Here is a 17,994-nt window from a genome sequence, read left to right on the forward strand (position 1 = left end):
ACACGATGCGGATTTCCACGACCCAGTTCTACCAGCTGAACGTCGGACAGATGAACGATCAGCAGGCCCAGCTCGCGCAGCTCTACCAGCAGATCTCGAGCGGCGTGAGCCTCACGACCCCGGCCGACAACCCGGTGGGCGCGGCGCAGGCCGTGCAGCTGTCGATGACGTCGGCCACGCTGTCGCAGTACGCGGCGAACCAGAATACGGCGCTCGAGTCGCTGCAGGCCGAGGACCAGACGCTGCAGAGCGTCAGCAGCGTACTCGGCAGCATCCAGTCGGTGATCGTGCGAGCCGGCGACGGTTCGCTCGCCGACAGCGACCGCGGGGCGCTCGCGACGCAGCTCGAGGGCTATCGCAACCAGTTGATGTCGCTCGCGAACTCGACCGACGGCGCGGGCAACTACCTGTTCGCCGGCTACAAGAATGCGGCGGCGCCGTTCACGAAGAATGCCGCCGGCGCCATCAGCTACGTCGGCGATACGGGCACGCGCACCGTACAGATCGACGATTCGCGCAGCGTGCCGCAGGGCGACTCGGGCATCTCGGTGTTCATGTCGGTACAGGCGCTGGGCAGCTCGCCGGTCCAGGCGGCCGGCGCGAGCAACACGGGCACGGCCACCATCGGCAACGTCACGGTGACGGATCCGTCGGCCGCGACGAACGGCCATCAATTCACGATCACCTTCGGCGGCACCCCGGCCGCGCCGACCTACACGGTGACCGACAATTCGATCTTGCCCCCGACGCCCGGGCCCGCGCAGGCTTATACGTCAGGCACCGCGATCGCGCTCGGCAGCGGGATGAAGGTGGCCGTGTCGGGCACGCCGTCGCCCACCGATACTTTCTCGGTCACGCCCGCGCCGCAGGCGAGCGGGGTCGACGTGTTCTCGACGCTCGATTCGATGATCACGGCATTGAAGACGCCCGTCACCGGCAATCCGACGGCGACCGCCGCGCTGTCGAACGCGATGGGCACGGCCGCGACGAAGATCGGCAACTCGATGCGCAACGTCACGACCGTGCTGGCGTCGGTCGGCGGCCGCGAGCAGGAAGTCAAGGCGATGCAGACCGTCAACCAGACCGCCGCGCTGCAGACGACCAGCAACCTGTCGGACCTGACGAGCACCAACATGGTGACGACCATCAGCCAGTACCTGCAGGTGCAGAACGCGCTGAGCGGCGCGCAGAAGGCCTACGCGCAGCTGCAGAACATGTCGCTGTTCCAGTACATCAATCCGTGATCCCCGCGGCGCACGCTGCGATGTGAGCGCCCGCTTACATCGCGCGATGCGCGTGCCAGTCGGCGGCCAGCCGCCGGCCGGCCGCCGTCGATGCGGTCGCGCCGCCTGGTTGGCCGCCCGGACGGCCGCTCGGCGGGCACGACCGCCGCACCGGCGGCTCGCGCTTGCCAGCCCCATTTCCGCTCCGTAAACTCGCGCCAGATTCCAGACCGGCGCACCGTCCGCAGCCGGCGTACGACAGGAGCCCATTTCCCCATGTCCGATTCCTACTTCCCGCGCTGGCGGGTGCAACCGACCGGCGCGGTCTCGCGCGTGGTCGGCCCCGACGAGCGCCTCGCGTGGCCGCAGATGGTCGCGATGGGCGTGCAGCACGTCGTCGCGATGTTCGGCTCGACCGTGCTCGCGCCGCTGCTGATGGGCTTCGACCCGAACCTGTGCATCTTCATGTCGGGCATCGGCACGCTGCTGTTCTTCGTGCTGGTCGGCGGCCGCGTGCCGAGCTACCTCGGCTCGAGCTTCGCGTTCATCGGCCTCGTGATCGCGGTGACGGGCTACGGCGGCAGCGGGCCGAACCCGAACATCCCGGTCGCGCTCGGCGGGATCATCGCGTGCGGCGTCGTGTACGTCGCGCTCGGCGCGCTGGTGCAGGCGATCGGCACGCGCTGGATCGAGACGCTGATGCCGCCCGTCGTCACCGGCGCGGTGGTCGCGGTGATCGGGCTGAACCTGGCGCCGATCGCGGTCAAGGGCGTGTCGGCATCGACCTTCGACTCGGTGATGGCGCTCGTCACGGTGCTGTGCGTCGGCGGCGTCGCGGTGTTCGCGCGCGGGATGATGCAGCGCCTCCTGATCCTCGTCGGGCTGGTGATCGCGTACGTGATCTATGCGATCGCGAGCAACGGGATGGGCCTCGGCAAGCCGGTCGATTTCTCGATCGTCGCGCAGGCCGCGTGGTTCGGCGTGCCGAGCTTCCGTGCGCCGGTCTTCGATCCGCACGCGATGCTGATGCTCGCGCCGGTCGCGGTGATCCTGGTCGCGGAGAACCTCGGCCACATCAAGGCTGTCAGCGCGATGACGGGCACCAACCTCGACCGCTACGTCGGTCGCGCGTTCATCGGCGACGGGCTCGCGACGATCGTGTCGGGCAGCGTCGGCGGCACCGGCGTGACCACCTACGCGGAGAACATCGGCGTGATGGCCGTCACGCGGATCTATTCGACGCTCGTGTTCGCGGTCGCCGCGCTGATCGCGATCGGGCTGGGCTTCTCGCCGAAGTTCGGCGCGGTGATCCAGACGATCCCGGGCCCGGTGCTCGGCGGCGTGTCGATCGTCGTGTTCGGGCTGATCGCGGTGACGGGCGCGCGAATCTGGGTCGTCAACAAGGTCGACTTCTCCGACAACCGCAACCTGATCGTCGCGGCCGTCACGCTGGTGCTCGGCGCCGGCGACTTCTCGCTGAAGTTCGGCGGCTTCGGGCTCGGCGGGATCGGCACCGCGACGTTCGGCGCGATCATCCTGTACGCGATCCTGCGCAAGGAAAAGGAACCGGGCCCGGTGGTGTGACCGGGAGCGGGCGGTGCAACGCCGCCCGCCGGCGCGTCCTCAAGCGCCGGTATTCGACTGCGCCTGCAGCCACGCGCAGAACTGCGCGACGAGCGGATCGTCGGCCGGCGCGCCCGGCGCGATCCACCAGTAGCTGCGCGTCGCGATGCGCGGCCCGTCGAGCGGCATCACGAGGCGGCCACTCGCGAGCTCGTCGTCGATCAGCGGCAGCGGGCCGAGCGCGACACCCAGCCCGTCGACGGCCGCCTGCAGCGCCAGGTAGAAGTGGTCGAACGACTGCCGCTTGCGCCCCTTCATCGTTACGCCGGCCGCCGCGAACCAGTCGCGCCAGCCTTCCGGCCGCGTATCCGAATGCAGCAGCACGTGCCGCGCGAGATCGTCCGCGCGGATGATCGGCGCGCGCTTGAGCAGCGCGGGACTGCACACCGGAATCACGCTTTCGTCGAGGAAGTGGCCGCTCGTGCAGTTCGGCCAATGGCCGGGGCCGCGGCGGATCGCGACGTCGAAACCGTCGAGCGCATCGAGCGGCGCGTTCGACGTGGACAGCTTCAGCTCGACGTTCGGCACGTCGCGCTGGAATCGCGACAGGCGCGGCAGCAGCCATTTCATCGCGAAGGTCGGCAGCGCATTGATGCGCAGCACGCGCGCGGCACCGGTGTTGCGCAGCTGCTCGGTGGCGAGCGCGATGCTGTCGAACGCGGCGCGGACGGTATCCAGATAGCGACGGCCCTCGTCGGTGAGCTTCACGCGCTTGCCGTAGCGGTGGAACACCGGCTTGCCGAGCCATGCCTCGAACCCGGCGATCTGCCGGCTGATGGCACCGTGAGTCACATGCAGCTCGTCGCCGGCGGCGCTGAAGCTTTCGTGTCGTGCCGCTGCTTCAAAGGCCCGAAGCGCGGAAAAGGGCGGGAGGTCGCGTGCCATGCTTGTGATTCTAGATCACAAGGGCGCGCCGATAAAATCGTTTTGCCGGCGTGCCGAACGGCGGTAACCTCGGGCCATCGTTTGATGAGGATCCCCATGCAATCCGTTTCTCCGCCGCCCGCCGCGTCCCCACGCCGGATCGGCCTCGCCGAGCTGTTCACCGGCTTCCTGTCGCTCGGCCTGATGTCATTCGGCGGCGCGCTGCCGTTCGCGCGGCGCACGATCGTCGACGAGCGCAAATGGCTCACCGCCGACGAATTCACCGATCTGCTCGGCCTGTGCCAGTTCCTGCCGGGTGGCAACGTGATCAACCTGTCGGTCGCCGTCGGCATGCGCTTTCGCGGCGTCGCGGGCGCGTTCGCCGGCATTCTCGGGCTGATCGCGGGGCCCACCCTCGTGGTCGTCGCGCTCGGCGTGCTGTATGCGAAGACGCAGGCCGATCCGCGCGTGCAGCACCTGTTCGGCGGGCTCGCCGCCGCGGCCGCGGGCCTGCTCGTCGCGATGGCCGTGAAGGTCGCGAAGCCGCTGCTGCACGCGCCGCGCACGGCGGCCGGCATCGCGGCGCTCGCGTTCGTCGCGATCGCGGTGCTGCGCGTTCCGCTCCTGACCACGATGCTGGTGCTGACGCCCGTGAGCATCTGGCTCGCGTCGCGGCGTCGCGAGACGCCGGCACCGCAGCGCGCCGCCGCGCGCGACGGAGGCCGGTCATGAACGACACGTTGATCGCGATCGCGACGATCTTCAGTCAGCTCTCCCTGCTCGCGTTCGGCGGCGGCAACACGATCCTGCCGGAGATGCAGCGGCAGGTCGTCGACGTGCACCACTGGATGAGCGCGCACGAATTCACCGCGCTGTTCGCGCTCGCGCAGGCCGCGCCGGGGCCGAACATGATGATCGTATCGCTGGTCGGCTGGCATGTGGCCGGCTGGGCCGGGCTGCTGGTCGCGTCGATCGCGAAGTTCGGGCCGTCGTCGCTCGTCACCGTGCTGGCGTTGCACGCGTGGGAGCGTTTTCGCGACCGGCCGTGGCGCCGCTACGTGCAGCACGGGCTGATGCCGGTCACGGCCGGGCTCGTCGCGGCCAGCGCGGTGCTGATCTCGGAAGCGTCGAATCGCACCGCGATCCAGTGGGGCATCACCGCCGCGTGCGCGGTGCTCGCATGGCGCACGCGCATCCATCCGCTGTGGCTGCTCGCGGCCGGCGCGCTGATCGGGCTTACCGGCATCGGCCAGTGAGCGGCGCACGACCGGCCTCCCGTGCGCGATACTGGCGCGGCTCTTCACGGGAGGCCTGATGGATCTCGACGGCGCCAGCCGCAACCTCACCGTCGCCGCGCTGCTCACGCTGTCCGGCGGCTACCTCGACGCGTACACCTACGTCGGTCACGGCCACGTGTTCGCGAACACGATGACCGGCAACGTCGCGCTGCTCGGCATCAACGTGTCGGCCGGCGAATGGGCGGCCGCGCTGCATCACGTGCCGCCGCTCGGCGGCTTCGTGGTCGCGGTGTTCGTCGCGCACCTGCTCGGCCTCGCCGCGCAGCGCGGCTGGATGCGCCACACGGCGTTCGCGAGCCTGATCGTCGAGATCGCGTTTCTCGGCGTCGCCGCGAGCGGCCTCGTCGGCGCGTCGAGCGCGTGGCTGATCCCCGGCATCTCGTTCGTCGCGACGCTGCAGACGCTGTCGTTCACCCATCTCGAGGCACTGTCGTATACGTCGGTGATGACGACCGGCAACCTGCGGCGCGCCGCGCAGAAGCTGTTCGTCGGGTTGATTCCGCGCTACGACGCGGGTGCACTGCACGATTCGGCGCTGCTCGCGACGATCAGCTTCTGCTTCCTGGCCGGCGCGGTGGTCGGCGGCTTCGTGACGCGGCTCGTGCCGGACGTCGCGCTGTGGGGCGCGGTGCTGCTGCTGGTCGGTGCGTTCGCGGAGATCGTGCGGCGGGCGCGGCGGCGCGCGGGGCACGGCGGCGACGACACCGGCGGCGACGGCCAGCCCGAATGCGGGACGCCGCGGTCGGCTTGAGCGACCTGAGCGGGCGGGATCGCTGTCCGCCATCTCCGTGGCGTGCCGCACCGGCTGGCCGCGTCGCGGCCCCCGTCGGCCAGCCTCGCCCGATCCTTACAGCACCGGCCCTCGTTCCGCCATCGCCGCGCTCCGCATCCGCCACGCGAGAGGCAAGCCCGGCGCGGGAAACGTTGTTCCAGGGCGACAATCGCGCGTGACCGCGCATTTCAATTTCTTTCAGGGCGCGCACTGGTCTTATGATTCAGCCCACATCGCGCGCGCCATGAACGTACGCGATCGCCACCCGGCTGCGCACGCGGCCGGCCATGAATGGAGACACCTACAAAGGGAAAGCTCATGAAGCAGACCACCCGACTCGCAGCCATCGCAGGGGGCGCGGTGCTGGCCTTCGCCAGCCAGTACGCAGCAGCACAAAGCTCGGTCACGCTCTGGGGCGTCGCCGACGTCAGCATCCGGTACCTGACCAACGCCAACGCGAAGAACGACGGCCTGCTGTCGATGACCAACGGCGCGATCACCAACAGCCGCTTCGGCATCTACGGCACGGAAGACCTCGGCGGCGGCCTGAAGGCCCTGTTCAACCTCGAAAGCGGCGTGAACCTGCAGAACGGCGCATTCGCCGACAGCGGCCGCCTGTTCAACCGCGCGGCGTATGTCGGCCTGCAGAGCCCGTACGGCACGGTGACCCTCGGTCGCCAGAAGACGCCGCTGTTCGACCTGCTGTCGGACACCTACGATCCGCTGACGGTCGGTAACTACTTCGAAAACGCGTGGCTGCCGGTCGCGCTGGGTGGCGGCCTGTATGCGGACAACCAGATCAAGTACACGGGCAAGTTCGCGGGCCTGACCGCGAAGGCAATGTACTCGACGGGCACCAACTACGAATCGACCGGCGCGGGCGGCTTCTCGGGCCAGATCCCGGGCTCGCTGGGCAAGGGCAATGCATGGGGCGTGTCGCTGTCATACGTGGCGGGCCCGCTCAGCATCGCGGCCGGCGCGCAGCAGAACAGCGACAACTCGGCGCGCAAGCAGACGATCTACCACGCGAACGTCGTGTACGCGTTCAGCAAGGCGAAGGTCTATGCGGGCTACCTGCGCTCGAAGGACGACACTGGTTTCGTCGACAGCCTGCTCGCGCAGCAGTCGATTCCGGTCTCGAAGGGCACGGGCCGGATCGACGACGGTCCGTTCGCGGGCGTGAGCTGGCAGGTCAGCACGCCGCTGACGCTGACGGGCGCGTTCTACTACGACCATATGCGCAACGCGATGACCACGAACGGTACGCTCGCGAGCGGCAACCGCTACGCGATCGTCGGCATTGCCGAATACGCGCTCAGCAAGCGCACGGAAGTCTACGGCACCGTCGACTTCAACAAGACGAACGGCGCGGCGAACGTCGAGCTGCCGGGTCGCAGCAACCAGACCGGCATCGCGATCGGCCTGCGCAATATCTTCTGACGAACGTCGGAACGCGTGCGCCGGTTCACGCTCGGCGCGCATCGAAGAGGCTCCCGCGGGAGCCTCTTTTTTTTCGTCACGCGCCCTTCATGCGCGCGGACGACCATTCAGCGATCGCTCCATCGGGAACGGCCCGGCCGTAAGCGTTCCGTCGGCATTCCAGAACATACTTTGACAGTGCGCGCGAAGGGATTCCGCTACGCTGCGTGCAAGGTCCGCCGTGTGCCGCAACGCACGCGCGGGCGCCGTTCCGGCGCGCGTTTCGCGTGCGGCCGGCCTGGTGCATAATTTTTGTATCCGGTGATGACAAACACGGTCCGCCGGTTTTTTTCGTGGGACGATGCGCTCACGATTTTCTTGAAAGGGGATGACGATGGGTATCCTGAATACCGTGGGTGAAATCGCTGGTGCCGTGGCAGCCGTCGAGGCGGCGGAAAAGGTCGATCCGGATGCGGGCCTGCTGACCAAGGCGGCGGCGGCCGTCGCCGGCTTCAAGGGTGCGGAAGCGATCGAAGGCATGCTCGAGAAGAAGGAAGAGCAGCCCCAGCAGGCAGACGATACGCAGGCGACGGACGGCGGCGACACGTCGCAGGCCTGAGCATGGCGGCTGGTCCGCCGCGGGTGCGCCGTTCGCGCGCCCGGTCGGACCGGTGCCGCGCGGCCGGCAGGCCGGGCATGTGGTCGATCGGTGACGCATGGTACACCCGGCAGCTGGTTTGACCGGCGAGAGGCGACGTCTCTCGCCGTTTTTTGTGGCGCGCGCGTTCCGCGGCGCCACGTCCCGCACGAATTCCGGAATCTTGTTATCGTGCCGTCATCGGAACTGCGATGAGGGCTTGCGATGGATTTCGACTACGACCTGTTCGTCATCGGAGCCGGCTCCGGCGGCGTGAGGCTCGCCCGGATGTCGGCGTCATACGGCGCGCGCGTCGGCATAGCGGAAGAAGAGCAGATCGGCGGCACCTGCGTGCTGCGCGGCTGTATCCCGAAGAAGCTGCTCGTCTACGCATCGCACTATCCGCACGAACTCGAGGACGCGAAGGGCTTCGGCTGGACCTTCGGTGCCGGCACGCTCGACTGGCCCGCGCTGATCGCCGCGAAGGATCGCGAGATCAACCGGCTCAGCGACATCTACATCAACCTGCTGCGGCAATCCGGCGTCGAGATGCACGCCGGGCGCGCGACGCTCGTCGACGCGCATACGGTCGCGATCGGCGAGCGCACCCTCCGCGCGCGCCACATCGCGATCGCGACCGGCTCGCGCCCGTCGATGCCGGAGCGGCCCGGCATCGAGCATGCGATCACGTCGCGCGAGGCGCTGTCGCTCGCGAAGCTGCCCGCGCGCATCGCGGTGGTCGGCGGCGGCTATATCGCGGTCGAGTTCGCGGGCATCTTCAACGGCGTCGGCAGCCATGTCGATCTCTTCTATCGCGGCGAGAAGATCCTGCGCGGCTTCGACGACGACGTGCGGCAATGCCTGACGGACGAGATGACCCGGCAGGGCGTCGCGATCCACGCGCGCGCGGTGGTCGAATCGATCGCGCGCGCGGACGACGGCACGCTCTCCGTGCGTGCCGGCGACGCGCAGCATGGGCCGTACGACGCGGTGCTCTATGCGACCGGCCGCGTGCCGAACGTCGAAGGGCTTGGCCTCGAGCGCGCGGGCGTCATGCTCGACGCGCGCGGCGCGATCGCGGTCGATGCGTATTCGGCGACGTCGGTCGAATCGATCCATGCGATCGGCGACGTGACGTCGCGGCCGCAGCTCACGCCGGTCGCGACGCGCGACGGCGCGCTGCTCGCGCGGACACTGTTCGGCGGGTCGCGTGTCGCGGCCGATCACGACTATGTGCCGTCGGCCGTGTTCAGCCAGCCCGAGGTCGCGACGGTCGGCCTGACCGAGGCCGATGCGCGTCGCGTGCACGGCGAGCTCGACATCTACCGCACGTCGTTCAAGGCGCTGCGCCACACGCTGTCGGGCCGCGACGAGCGCACGCTGATGAAGCTGGTGGTCGCGCGCGACAGCCAGCGCGTGATCGGCGCGCACATGGTCGGCCGCGACGCGGGCGAGATCATCCAGGGCATCGCGATCGCAATCCGCGCGGGCGTGACGAAGGCGCAGTTCGACGACACGATCGGCATTCACCCGACCGCGGCCGAGGAGTTCGTGACGATGCGGCAGAAGGCGGCCGACTGACCGCGACCGGCGCGGATGTCCCGCGCGCGCCCTCGGCGCGGGACGTAGCACGGATTGGCGACGATTCGTAAAGAACGTCAATTCTTCTCAAGAAATGCCGCGTCGATAATCAGGCTTGGTATGATCGGCCAAAATCATATACGGGGCCGATCATGCGCGATCAACAGCGCAGTAAGCAGAATCACGCGGTAGCCGGCGTACACGGGGTTGTCGATCCCTGCGCCGCGCGTTCGCATCTTGCCGCACGTCCGCTGCGCGCACTTTCCCATCGCATGCCGCCATCTCGATCGCCATCCGGGCGATGAAGCCGCGCGCGCCCCAGCCGTTTCGATCACCGCATCGACCGCCGGTTCGCCAGTGAGCCGGCGTGCCCGTTTCGGGCAATCTTTTCACGCAAGGAGACCAGCAGTGAACATTCAGACACGACGCACCGTTCTCGTGGCGACGGCGCTCGTCGCCGCGTTGTCCGGCTGCGCGACCGAATCGTCGCGCACGCTCGACGTGCCGGCGGTGAGCAGCGCGCAGAAGCCGTATGCGGGCAAGCCCGTCGCGATCGCGGTCGGCAAGTTCGACAACCGCTCGAGCTACATGCGCGGCATCTTCTCGGACGGCATCGACCGCCTCGGCGGACAGGCGAAGACGATTCTCGTCACGCGCCTGCAGCAGAGCCGCCGCTTCAACGTGCTCGATCGCGAGAACCTCGACGAGATCAAGCAGGAAGCCGGCTTCATGAAGAAGCCGCAGGCCGTGAAGGGCGCGAACTACGTCGTGACCGGCGACGTGACCGAGTTCGGCCGCAAGGACGTCGGCGATCACCAGTTGTTCGGGATTCTCGGCCGCGGCAAGACGCAGGTCGCGTACGCGAAGGTCAACCTGAACATCGTCGATACGACGACGTCGGAAGTCGTCGCGTCGAGCCAGGGTGCGGGCGAGTTCAGCCTGTCGAATCGCGAAGTGATCGGCTTCGGCGGCACCGCCGGTTACGACTCGACGCTCAACGGCAAGGTGCTGGACCTCGCGATCCAGGAAGCCGTGAACCACCTCGTCGACCAGGTCGACGCCGGTACGCTGAAGGCGCCGCAGTAAGCGTCGCAGCCCATGCCGCAGCGCGCGCCGGGGCCGGCCCGCGCTGGACCGATTCACCACGACATCAAAAGAGAACAGACCATGAAACGGGGTAACTGGCTGCCGGCAACGGCCGCCGCCTTGCTGCTCGCCGGCTGCGCGAGTTCCACGCCGCCGCTCTATCAGTGGACCGGCTATCAGCCGCAGGTGTACGAGTACTTCAAGGGACAGAAGTCGCCGCAGGAGCAGATCGACGCGCTCGAAAAGGCGCTGCAGGAGATTCGCGGGAAGGGCCATACGCCGCCGCCGGGCTTCCACGCGCATCTGGGGATGCTGTACGCGAGCGTCGGCAACGAGCAGCAGGCCGAACAGGAACTGCAGGCCGAGAAGCAGCTGTTCCCGGAATCGTCGACCTTCATGGATTTCCTGCTGAAGAAGAAGTCCGGCGCGCCGAAGACCGCGGATCAGAAGACGGCCGTCCAGGCGATCGCCGGCCAGAAGGATCCTGTCCCGACCACCGCCAAACCGTGACCCGCCCGCCATGTTCAAGACACTCTCATTCAAGCTGATGTCCGTGCTGTCGATCGTCGCGCTGCTGAGCGCGTGCGCGCAGCCGGTGAAACGCCCCGACTACACGGCGTTCAAGAAGAGCCAGCCACGCTCGATCCTGGTACTGCCGCCCGTCAACGAGACGTCCGACGTGGCGGCGACCTACGGGATGCTGTCGCAGATGACGCTGCCGCTCGCCGAATCCGGCTACTACGTGGTGCCGGTCGCCGTGATGGACGAGACGTTCAAGCAGAACGGCCTGACCAACGCGGCCGAGATCCAGCAGACGTCGCCCGCGAAGCTGCGCGAGATCTTCGGTGCGGATGCCGCGCTGTATTCGAAGGTGTCGCAGTACGGCACCGTCTACCGGATCCTGGCGAGCGCAACGGTCGTGTCGGCCTCGGCGAAGCTCGTCGACCTGCGTACCGGCGACGTGCTGTGGCAGGGCCACGCGAGCGCGAGCAGCGACGAGGGCGGCAACAGTGGCGGTGGCGGCCTGATCGGCATGCTGGTGACGGCAGCGGTCAAGCAGATCGCGAACACGCTGATGGACCAGAGCCACGACGTCGCCGCGTTCACCAGCACGCGGCTGTTGTCGGCCGGTCCGCCCAACGGGCTGCTGTACGGTCCGCATTCGCCGAAGTACGGGACGGACTGAGCGGCGCATGTCGTGTGCGGCGCGCGGGCAACGCATGTGCCCGCCGCGCCGACGTCATACGATCCGATCGGGCGGCCGCGCTGTTGCGCGGCCGTTTTCGTTTGGCGTCGGCGCGTGGCGTGCGCTTGCGGCTTGCGCCGCATCGCACCGAACCGATGCGGGATGACGCTCAATGCATGCCGAACGCGTCGAGCAGCCGGTACCAGCTCATCGCGAGCACCAGCGCCGGCGTGCGCAGCGTCGCGCCACCGGGGAAGTCGCGATGCCGGATCCTGCCGAACAGGTCGAAGCGGCTCGCCTGTCCGTCGATCGCCTCGGCGATCAGCTTGCCCGCGAGCGCGGTCGTGTTCACGCCGTGCCCCGAGAAGCCCTGCGCGAAATACATCGTCGGCGCGACGCGCCCGAAGTGCGGCGCGCGGTTCATCGTGATGTCGACGAAGCCACCCCATGCGTAGTCGACCTTCACGTCCGCTAGCTGCGGGAACGTCTTCAGCATGTCCGCGCGCATCGCGTCGGCGAGATTGCGCGGCGGCCGCGTCGAGTAGCTGACCTTGCCGCCCCACACGAGCCGCGTGTCGGGCGCCGGCCGGAAATAGTCGAGCACGAAGCGGCTGTCGCAGACGGCCGCACGCGCGGGCATCAGCGCGGCGGCGCGCGCTTTGCCCAGCGGCTCGGTCGCGATCACGTAGGTGCCGACCGGCATGATCTTCCTCGATAGCGTGGGCGCGAGCGTACCGACGTACGTATTGCATGCGAGCACGACGAAGCGCGCGCGCACCTGTCCCTGATCGGTCTCGACGACATGGCCGCCCGTGACGTCGCGCACGCGCGTCACGCAGCTGTCCTCGTGGATCCGCACGCCGGCGTCGGTCGCCGCGCGCGCGAGGCCGAGCGTGTAGTTCAGCGGATGCAGGTGGCCGCTGTCGGGGTCGTACAGCCCGCCGCGATAGCGTGCCGACTGCACGTAGTCGCCGAGCTCGTCGGCTTCGACGAAATGGAAGCGGTCGTACCCAAAGCGCTTCGCGGCGTCGTCGCGCCAGCGCTTCAGCGCATCCGCGTCGCGCTCGGTGTTCGCGGCGGTCAGGTAGCCGGGCACGAGCGCGCAGTCGATGTCGTGCCGCGCGATGCGCGACTTCACGAGCGACAGCGTTTCGAGCCCCATGTCCCAGATCCGCTTCACGTCGCCTTCCGGCATGAAGTTGCCGAACGTATCGATGTCGCACGCGAAGCCGCCGATCAGCTGGCCGCCGTTGCGCCCGCTTGCCGCCCATCCGACCCGCGACGCCTCGAGCACGGTCACCGAATGGCCGCGCTCGGCGAGATTGAGCGCGGCGGACAACCCGGTGAGGCCCGCGCCGATCACGCACACGTCGGCGTCGGTCGCGCCGGCGAGCGGTGCATGGCGGGTCGTATCGTTGGCAGTCGCCGCGTAGTACGACGCGACGTGCGGCTGGTTGGCGAATGTCGGCATGGTCAGGAGAACGGAGAAAGAAGGCTCAGAACAGCTCGCGCACGCGGTGGTACAGCATCCCGAGCTCGAGCGCCGGCTGCCGCCATGCGTCGCCGCCCGGAAAGCGCCGGTGGCGCAGTTGCGCGAACAGGTCGAACGCGCGCGTGTCGCCCGCGATCGCGCCGGCGATCGCCCGTCCGGCGATGCCGGTCAGCGCGACGCCGTGTCCGCTGAAGCCCTGGACGTAGAAGAAGTTCGGATCGAGCGCGCCGAAGTCCGGCGCGCGGTTGCGCGTGACGTCGACGAAGCCGCCCCACGCGTGGTCGACGCGCACGTCGGCGAGCTGCGGGAACACGCCGACCATGCGCTGCCGGATCGTTTCGGCGAGCGTGTCGGGCGATGCGCCCGCGGAGTTCGCCCGGCCGCCGAACAGCATCCGGTGATCGGCCGACAGCCGGAAGTAGTCGAGGAAGAAGTTGTTGTCGCACACGGCTTCGCGCTGCGCGATCAGTGCGTCGGCGCGCGCACGGCCGAGCGGTTCGGTCGCGATGATGTACGACGCGATCGGCGCGATGCGCGCGGCGCTCGCGGCCGGCAGGATGCCGCCGGGCCCCGCGTTGCAGCACGACACGACGAAGCGGCAGCGCACTTCGCCCAACGGCGTGCGCACGACCGGCCGGGCGCCGCGCGCGACCTCGAGCGCGGGGGTGTGCGCACGGAGCGCGACGCCTTCGCGGCGCGCGGCTTCGGCCAGGCCGAGGCAATACTTGAGCGGGTGCAGGTGGCCCGACAGCGGATCGTGGACGCCCGCCAGATAGCGTGACGACGCGATGCGCGCGCGGATTTCGCCGGTGTCGAGCCACGCCAGCGACGGATGACCCCAGCGCGATGTCGCGGCCTCCATCCATGCACGCAGGTCGTCGATGCGGCGCGGCTTCGTCGCGACCGTCAGGTAGCCGCGCGTGAAGTCGCAGTCGATGCCGTAGCGTGCGATCCGCTCGGCGATCAGCGCGACGCCGTCGAGCGACAGCGACCACGCGGCGCGCGCACCGGCGGCGCCGAGTTGCTTCTCGATCACCTCGTCTTTCGCGAAGCCGGTGATCGCCTGGCCGCCGTTGCGGCCCGATGCACCCCAGCCGGGCCGGTGCGCATCGATCACGGCGACCGACAGCCCGCGCGCACGGCAATCGAGCGCCGTCGACAGGCCGGCGAAGCCCGCGCCGATCACGCACACGTCGACGTCGATCACGTCCTCAAGAACGGGGTCGTCGACCACCGGCCGCGTGGCGGTCGCTTCGTAGTACGAGTCGCGCGCGAGTGCGTCGGCGCGGCGGGTAAAGGACTGCGTCATCAAGCCGACTCCCTCGAGGACGGCCGGCGGCGGTGCGCGACGCACCGCGAGCCGGCCGGGTGAAACGACGCGGGACGCCGTGCGTGCTGCACGGCGTCCCGCGCGGCCTGCATCAGAACGAATAGATGAACTGCGTCGCGAGCAGGTCGTTGGACTTGCCGTACGAACCGTCGTTGCGCAGGAACACCTTGTTGTTCGCCCAGTCGTGCCGGTATTCGACCTTCACGGTGATCTGCTGGGTCGGATAGAACAGCAGGTCGAGCGCGACGTCCTGGCGGATCGCCCCCTTGCAGTCGAAGCCCAGGCCGCCGTTCGCCTTCGACGTCGCGAGGCAGTCCGCATCGACGCCGAAGCCGTTGTTCGGATCCATCCCGTTGCCGTTCAGCGCGATGCCGCCGCCGCCGCCGCCGTTCTTGCTGTTCACGAGCGCGTCGTAGCGCAGCGTCACGCCCATGCGGCCGACCACCGGCGCGTTGAACTTGCGGTGCGCGAGCAGCGACAGGCCGTACCACTGCGCGAGCCCGCCGTTGAACGCCGCATGCTGCTGCTGGCCGTAGTCGAGTTCGGCGTTGTACTGGATGTCGGCAAGCGTGTAGGTCGCGTCGACTTCGCCGAAGAAGAACGTGCCGTATGCGCTCGGCGCGGCGCCGCCCGGGCCGTAATGCACGTTGCCCTGATCGTCGATCGCGCTCGCCAGCGTCTGGCGGCCGATGTTGAACGATCCGCCGATGTCGAGCGCGCTCGACCACGTGTAGTCCACGCGGCCGGTGAAGGTCGGCACCTTGTTGCTGGTCGTGATCGGATCGCCGAGCGCGTTGGTGCCCGTCTGCGTGACCGAGCCGTACGTGCGGTACTGCTCGTTGCCGAGGAAGAACTTCCACGCCCAGTTGCCCTTCGTGTAGTTCGCACCCGCGCCGACGTAGCTGCCCGGATCGGAGAAGTCGTACAGCAGGTTGTGCGTGAGCGTGAGCATCTGGTTCGACTGCTGCACCTCGTAGCCGCCGAAGCTAGGAATCAGGCCGGCGACGAGCGTCGTCGTCGCGCTGATCGGCACGTTGACGACCGCGGTGTTCAGCAGGTTGTCGGTGATCGAGCCGCGCGAGTTCTGCAGCAGCGTGATGCCGTTGCCGCGGTTCGGCATCAGCGTGATCTCCGCCGACGGCGCCATCGGGCCGACGCCGAAGGTCTTCTTGATGTCCAGGTACAGGTCGCCGAACGTGCTGTTGAAGTAGTTGTACGCGTTCTCGTGGTTCGCGAACAGGAACGACGAGGTGCCGGCCGCGCGGTTGTAGATGTAGGTCGGATCGATGTAGCCCGTGACCGACAGGCCCGCGAGCGGCCCGGTGTTGGCCGCGTCCGTCAGCGAGTCGACCTTCAGCTGCTGGTTCGCGATCTGCTGCTTCATTTCGCTGACTTCGTCGTTGGTCAGCGCGGCTTGCGCACGACCGTAGTCCGGCGAGGACGGATCGGCGGCCACGATCGCCGGCCGGGCCGCGGCCGGCGCGCCGGCCTGCGCGACCGGCGCGCCGCCCGGCTTCGCGGCGAGCTGCGCCTGCATGGCCTTCATCTGCTTCTGCAGCGCGGCGACCTGCGCCTGCAGTGCCTTGATCTCGGCGGAGGTCGAGTCGGCCAGCGCGATGCCCGGTAACGCGCCGGCCACCAGCAGGCAGATCAGTTTCTTCTTCATTGCGGATTCTCCTTGTCGTACGCGTGTCAATGTGTGCTCGGCTTGCGCGCCGCAATCGTGCGGCGCGCGGGTCTTGTTATCGATGGATAGGGGAGAGGGGATTCAGGCCGCCGCGAACGCCGCCTTCATGTCGGCCACCCGGCGCCGCTCGCGCGCGATCATCATCTGGTTCACGACGATCACGCCGATCGTGACCGCCGTGATGAACAGCGTCGCCAGTGCGTTCATCTCCGGGTTCAGCCCGAGCCGCACGCGCGAGAACACCACCAGCGGCAGCGTCGTCGAGCCCGGCCCGGACAGGAACGCCGACAGCACCAGGTCGTCGATCGACAGCGTGAACGACAGCAGCCACCCCGACAGCAGCGCCTGCGAGATCAGCGGCAGCGTCACCACGAAGAACACCTTCAGCGGTGTCGCGCCCAGATCCAGCGCCGCCTCCTCCAGCGACTTGTTCATCTCCTTCACGCGCGACTGCACGATGATCGCCACGTACGACACGCACAGCATCACGTGACCGATCCAGATCGTCACCATCCCGCGCCCCTTCGGCCAGCCGAACATCTGCTCCAGCGCCACGAACAGCAGCAGCAGCGAGATCCCCTGGATCACCTCCGGAATCACCAGCGGCGCGTTGATCATCCCCGTGTACAGCGTGAAGCCCTTGAAGCGGCCGAAGCGCGCGAGCACGAAGCCCGCCCACGTGCCGATCACGACCGACGCGGTGGCCGTCAAGAGGCCGATCTTCAGCGACAGCCACGCGGCCGTCAGCAGTTCGTCGTCCTGCCACAGCGCCGCGTACCACTTCAGCGAGAAGCCCGACCACACCGTCACCAGCTTCGACTCGTTGAACGAGTACACGACCAGGCTGATGATCGGGATGTACAGGAACAGGAAGCCGAAGGCGAGAACGCCCGTCGACAGCGGTTTGCTCGGCTTGATCATTTCGCTTCCTCCAGTTCCTTGACCTGGTAGTACTGGAACAGCGCCATCGGCACCAGCAACAGCAGCACCATCGCGACCGTCACCGCGGACGCCATCGGCCAGTCCATGTTGTTGAAGAACTCGTCCCACATCACGCGGCCGATCATCAGCGTGTCGGCGCCGCCGAGCAGTTCCGGAATCACGTACTCGCCGACCGCCGGAATGAACACCAGCAGGCTGCCGGCGATGATCCCGTTCTTCGACAGCGGCAGCGTGATGCGGGTGAACGCGACCCACGGCTTGGCGCCCAGGTCGTACGCGGCCTCGAGCAGCGTGAGGTCCATCTTCACGAGGTGCGCGTACAGCGGCATCACCATGAACGGCAGGTACGAATAGACCATCCCGATGTAGACGCCCGCGTCGCTGTGATAGAGGCGCAGCGGCGTGTGGATGATGCCCAGCGCGATCAGCGCGTGGTTCAGCAGGCCGTCATCCTTCAGGATGCCGATCCATGCGTACACGCGGATCAGGAACGACGTCCAGAACGGCAGCATCACGGCCATCATCAGCACGTTGCGGCGGCCCGGCTCCGAGCGCGCGATGTAGTACGCCATCGGATAGCCGATCAGCAAGCACAGCAGCGTCGACACGGCGGCCATCTTCAGCGAGCTGAGGTAGGTCGCGATGTACAGGTCGTCCTGCAGCAGGAACGCGTAGTGCGACAGCTGCAGCGCGAAGTGCACGACGCTGTCCTTGATCTCGACGAGCGACGTGTACGGCGGGATGCCCATCACCTGGTCGGCGAAGCTGATCTTGAACACCAGCACGAACGGCAGCGCGAAGAAGATCACGAGCCACAGGAACGGCACGCCGATCGCGACGCCGCGGCCCGACGG

The 17,994-nt window shown here is 68.2% G+C and carries 17 protein-coding genes; 11 read left to right on the forward strand and 6 right to left on the reverse strand.

The genetic code is table 11. From position 1 onward, the window contains the following. Positions 1-5 precede the first annotated feature (5 nt). Both flgL and DIE06_RS11715 read left to right on the forward strand, forming a co-directional pair. Entirely contained in the window at positions 6-1,244 is a 1,239-nt protein-coding gene (gene flgL / locus DIE06_RS11710) for a flagellar hook-associated protein FlgL (protein WP_124661554.1), read from the forward strand. Between the two features lie 255 nt (positions 1,245-1,499). Further along, entirely contained in the window at positions 1,500-2,807 is a 1,308-nt protein-coding gene (locus DIE06_RS11715; protein WP_124661555.1) for a solute carrier family 23 protein, read from the forward strand. 39 nt (positions 2,808-2,846) lie between these two features. Here the strand turns inward: DIE06_RS11715 and DIE06_RS11720 are convergent, their stop codons facing one another. Further along, on the reverse strand, positions 2,847-3,731 hold the full coding sequence (locus DIE06_RS11720; RefSeq protein ID WP_124661556.1) for a transcriptional regulator GcvA: 885 nt from the start codon (positions 3,729-3,731) through the stop codon (positions 2,847-2,849). A 96-nt stretch (positions 3,732-3,827) separates the two neighbouring features. On the opposite strand from DIE06_RS11720, the gene DIE06_RS11725 reads away from it, so the two are divergent. From DIE06_RS11725 to DIE06_RS11765, 9 genes are all read left to right on the forward strand, one after another. Then, complete coding sequence (locus DIE06_RS11725) at positions 3,828-4,442, forward strand: chromate transporter (RefSeq protein WP_124661557.1); 615 nt, start codon at positions 3,828-3,830, stop codon at positions 4,440-4,442. After that, positions 4,439-4,966 (forward strand): chromate transporter, encoded by a 528-nt coding sequence (locus tag DIE06_RS11730; protein ID WP_124661558.1) that lies wholly within the window; start codon positions 4,439-4,441, stop codon positions 4,964-4,966. The genes DIE06_RS11725 and DIE06_RS11730 overlap by 4 nt, the downstream gene beginning before the upstream one ends. Before the next feature lie 58 nt (positions 4,967-5,024). Next, positions 5,025-5,759, forward strand: a complete 735-nt coding sequence (locus DIE06_RS11735) for a YoaK family protein (protein ID WP_124661559.1) — start codon at positions 5,025-5,027, stop codon at positions 5,757-5,759. A gap of 339 nt (positions 5,760-6,098) precedes the next feature. Further along, entirely contained in the window at positions 6,099-7,220 is a 1,122-nt protein-coding gene (locus tag DIE06_RS11740; protein ID WP_124661560.1) for a porin, read from the forward strand. Positions 7,221-7,593: 373 nt separating this feature from the next. Continuing rightward, complete coding sequence (locus DIE06_RS11745; RefSeq protein ID WP_059448526.1) at positions 7,594-7,818, forward strand: hypothetical protein; 225 nt, start codon at positions 7,594-7,596, stop codon at positions 7,816-7,818. Positions 7,819-8,061: 243 nt separating this feature from the next. Next, positions 8,062-9,417, forward strand: coding sequence for a glutathione-disulfide reductase (gene gor, locus DIE06_RS11750; RefSeq protein ID WP_124661561.1), 1,356 nt, complete (start codon positions 8,062-8,064; stop codon positions 9,415-9,417). Between the two features lie 414 nt (positions 9,418-9,831). After that, positions 9,832-10,503, forward strand: a complete 672-nt coding sequence (locus tag DIE06_RS11755) for a CsgG/HfaB family protein (RefSeq protein ID WP_185733390.1) — start codon at positions 9,832-9,834, stop codon at positions 10,501-10,503. An 81-nt stretch (positions 10,504-10,584) separates the two neighbouring features. Beyond that, on the forward strand, positions 10,585-11,013 hold the full coding sequence (locus tag DIE06_RS11760; protein ID WP_124661563.1) for a DUF4810 domain-containing protein: 429 nt from the start codon (positions 10,585-10,587) through the stop codon (positions 11,011-11,013). A 10-nt stretch (positions 11,014-11,023) separates the two neighbouring features. After that, on the forward strand, positions 11,024-11,689 hold the full coding sequence (locus DIE06_RS11765; protein ID WP_124661564.1) for a DUF799 domain-containing protein: 666 nt from the start codon (positions 11,024-11,026) through the stop codon (positions 11,687-11,689). Positions 11,690-11,858: 169 nt separating this feature from the next. Here DIE06_RS11765 and DIE06_RS11770 read toward each other — a convergent pair whose 3' ends face one another. The 5 genes from DIE06_RS11770 to DIE06_RS11790 form a co-directional block, all read right to left on the reverse strand. After that, the gene (locus DIE06_RS11770; RefSeq protein ID WP_124661565.1) at positions 11,859-13,160 is read right to left on the reverse strand and encodes an FAD-binding oxidoreductase; all 1,302 of its coding nucleotides are present in this window, start codon (positions 13,158-13,160) and stop codon (positions 11,859-11,861) included. Between the two features lie 25 nt (positions 13,161-13,185). After that, positions 13,186-14,490 carry an FAD-binding oxidoreductase gene (locus DIE06_RS11775; RefSeq protein ID WP_124661566.1) on the reverse strand — a complete coding sequence of 435 codons (1,305 nt, stop codon included), beginning with the start codon at positions 14,488-14,490 and terminating at the stop codon, positions 13,186-13,188. A gap of 112 nt (positions 14,491-14,602) precedes the next feature. Continuing rightward, complete coding sequence (locus tag DIE06_RS11780; RefSeq protein WP_124661567.1) at positions 14,603-16,177, reverse strand: DUF3138 family protein; 1,575 nt, start codon at positions 16,175-16,177, stop codon at positions 14,603-14,605. A 102-nt stretch (positions 16,178-16,279) separates the two neighbouring features. After that, positions 16,280-17,119, reverse strand: a complete 840-nt coding sequence (locus DIE06_RS11785) for an ABC transporter permease subunit (RefSeq protein ID WP_044847895.1) — start codon at positions 17,117-17,119, stop codon at positions 16,280-16,282. After that, positions 17,116-17,994: ABC transporter permease subunit (locus tag DIE06_RS11790; RefSeq protein ID WP_124661568.1), on the reverse strand; the 879-nt coding region annotated here is incomplete at its 5' end. The genes DIE06_RS11785 and DIE06_RS11790, both read right to left, overlap by 4 nt.

The organism is Burkholderia sp. Bp8998, from assembly GCF_003854235.1.
In the GTDB taxonomy this organism is placed as follows: domain Bacteria; phylum Pseudomonadota; class Gammaproteobacteria; order Burkholderiales; family Burkholderiaceae; genus Burkholderia.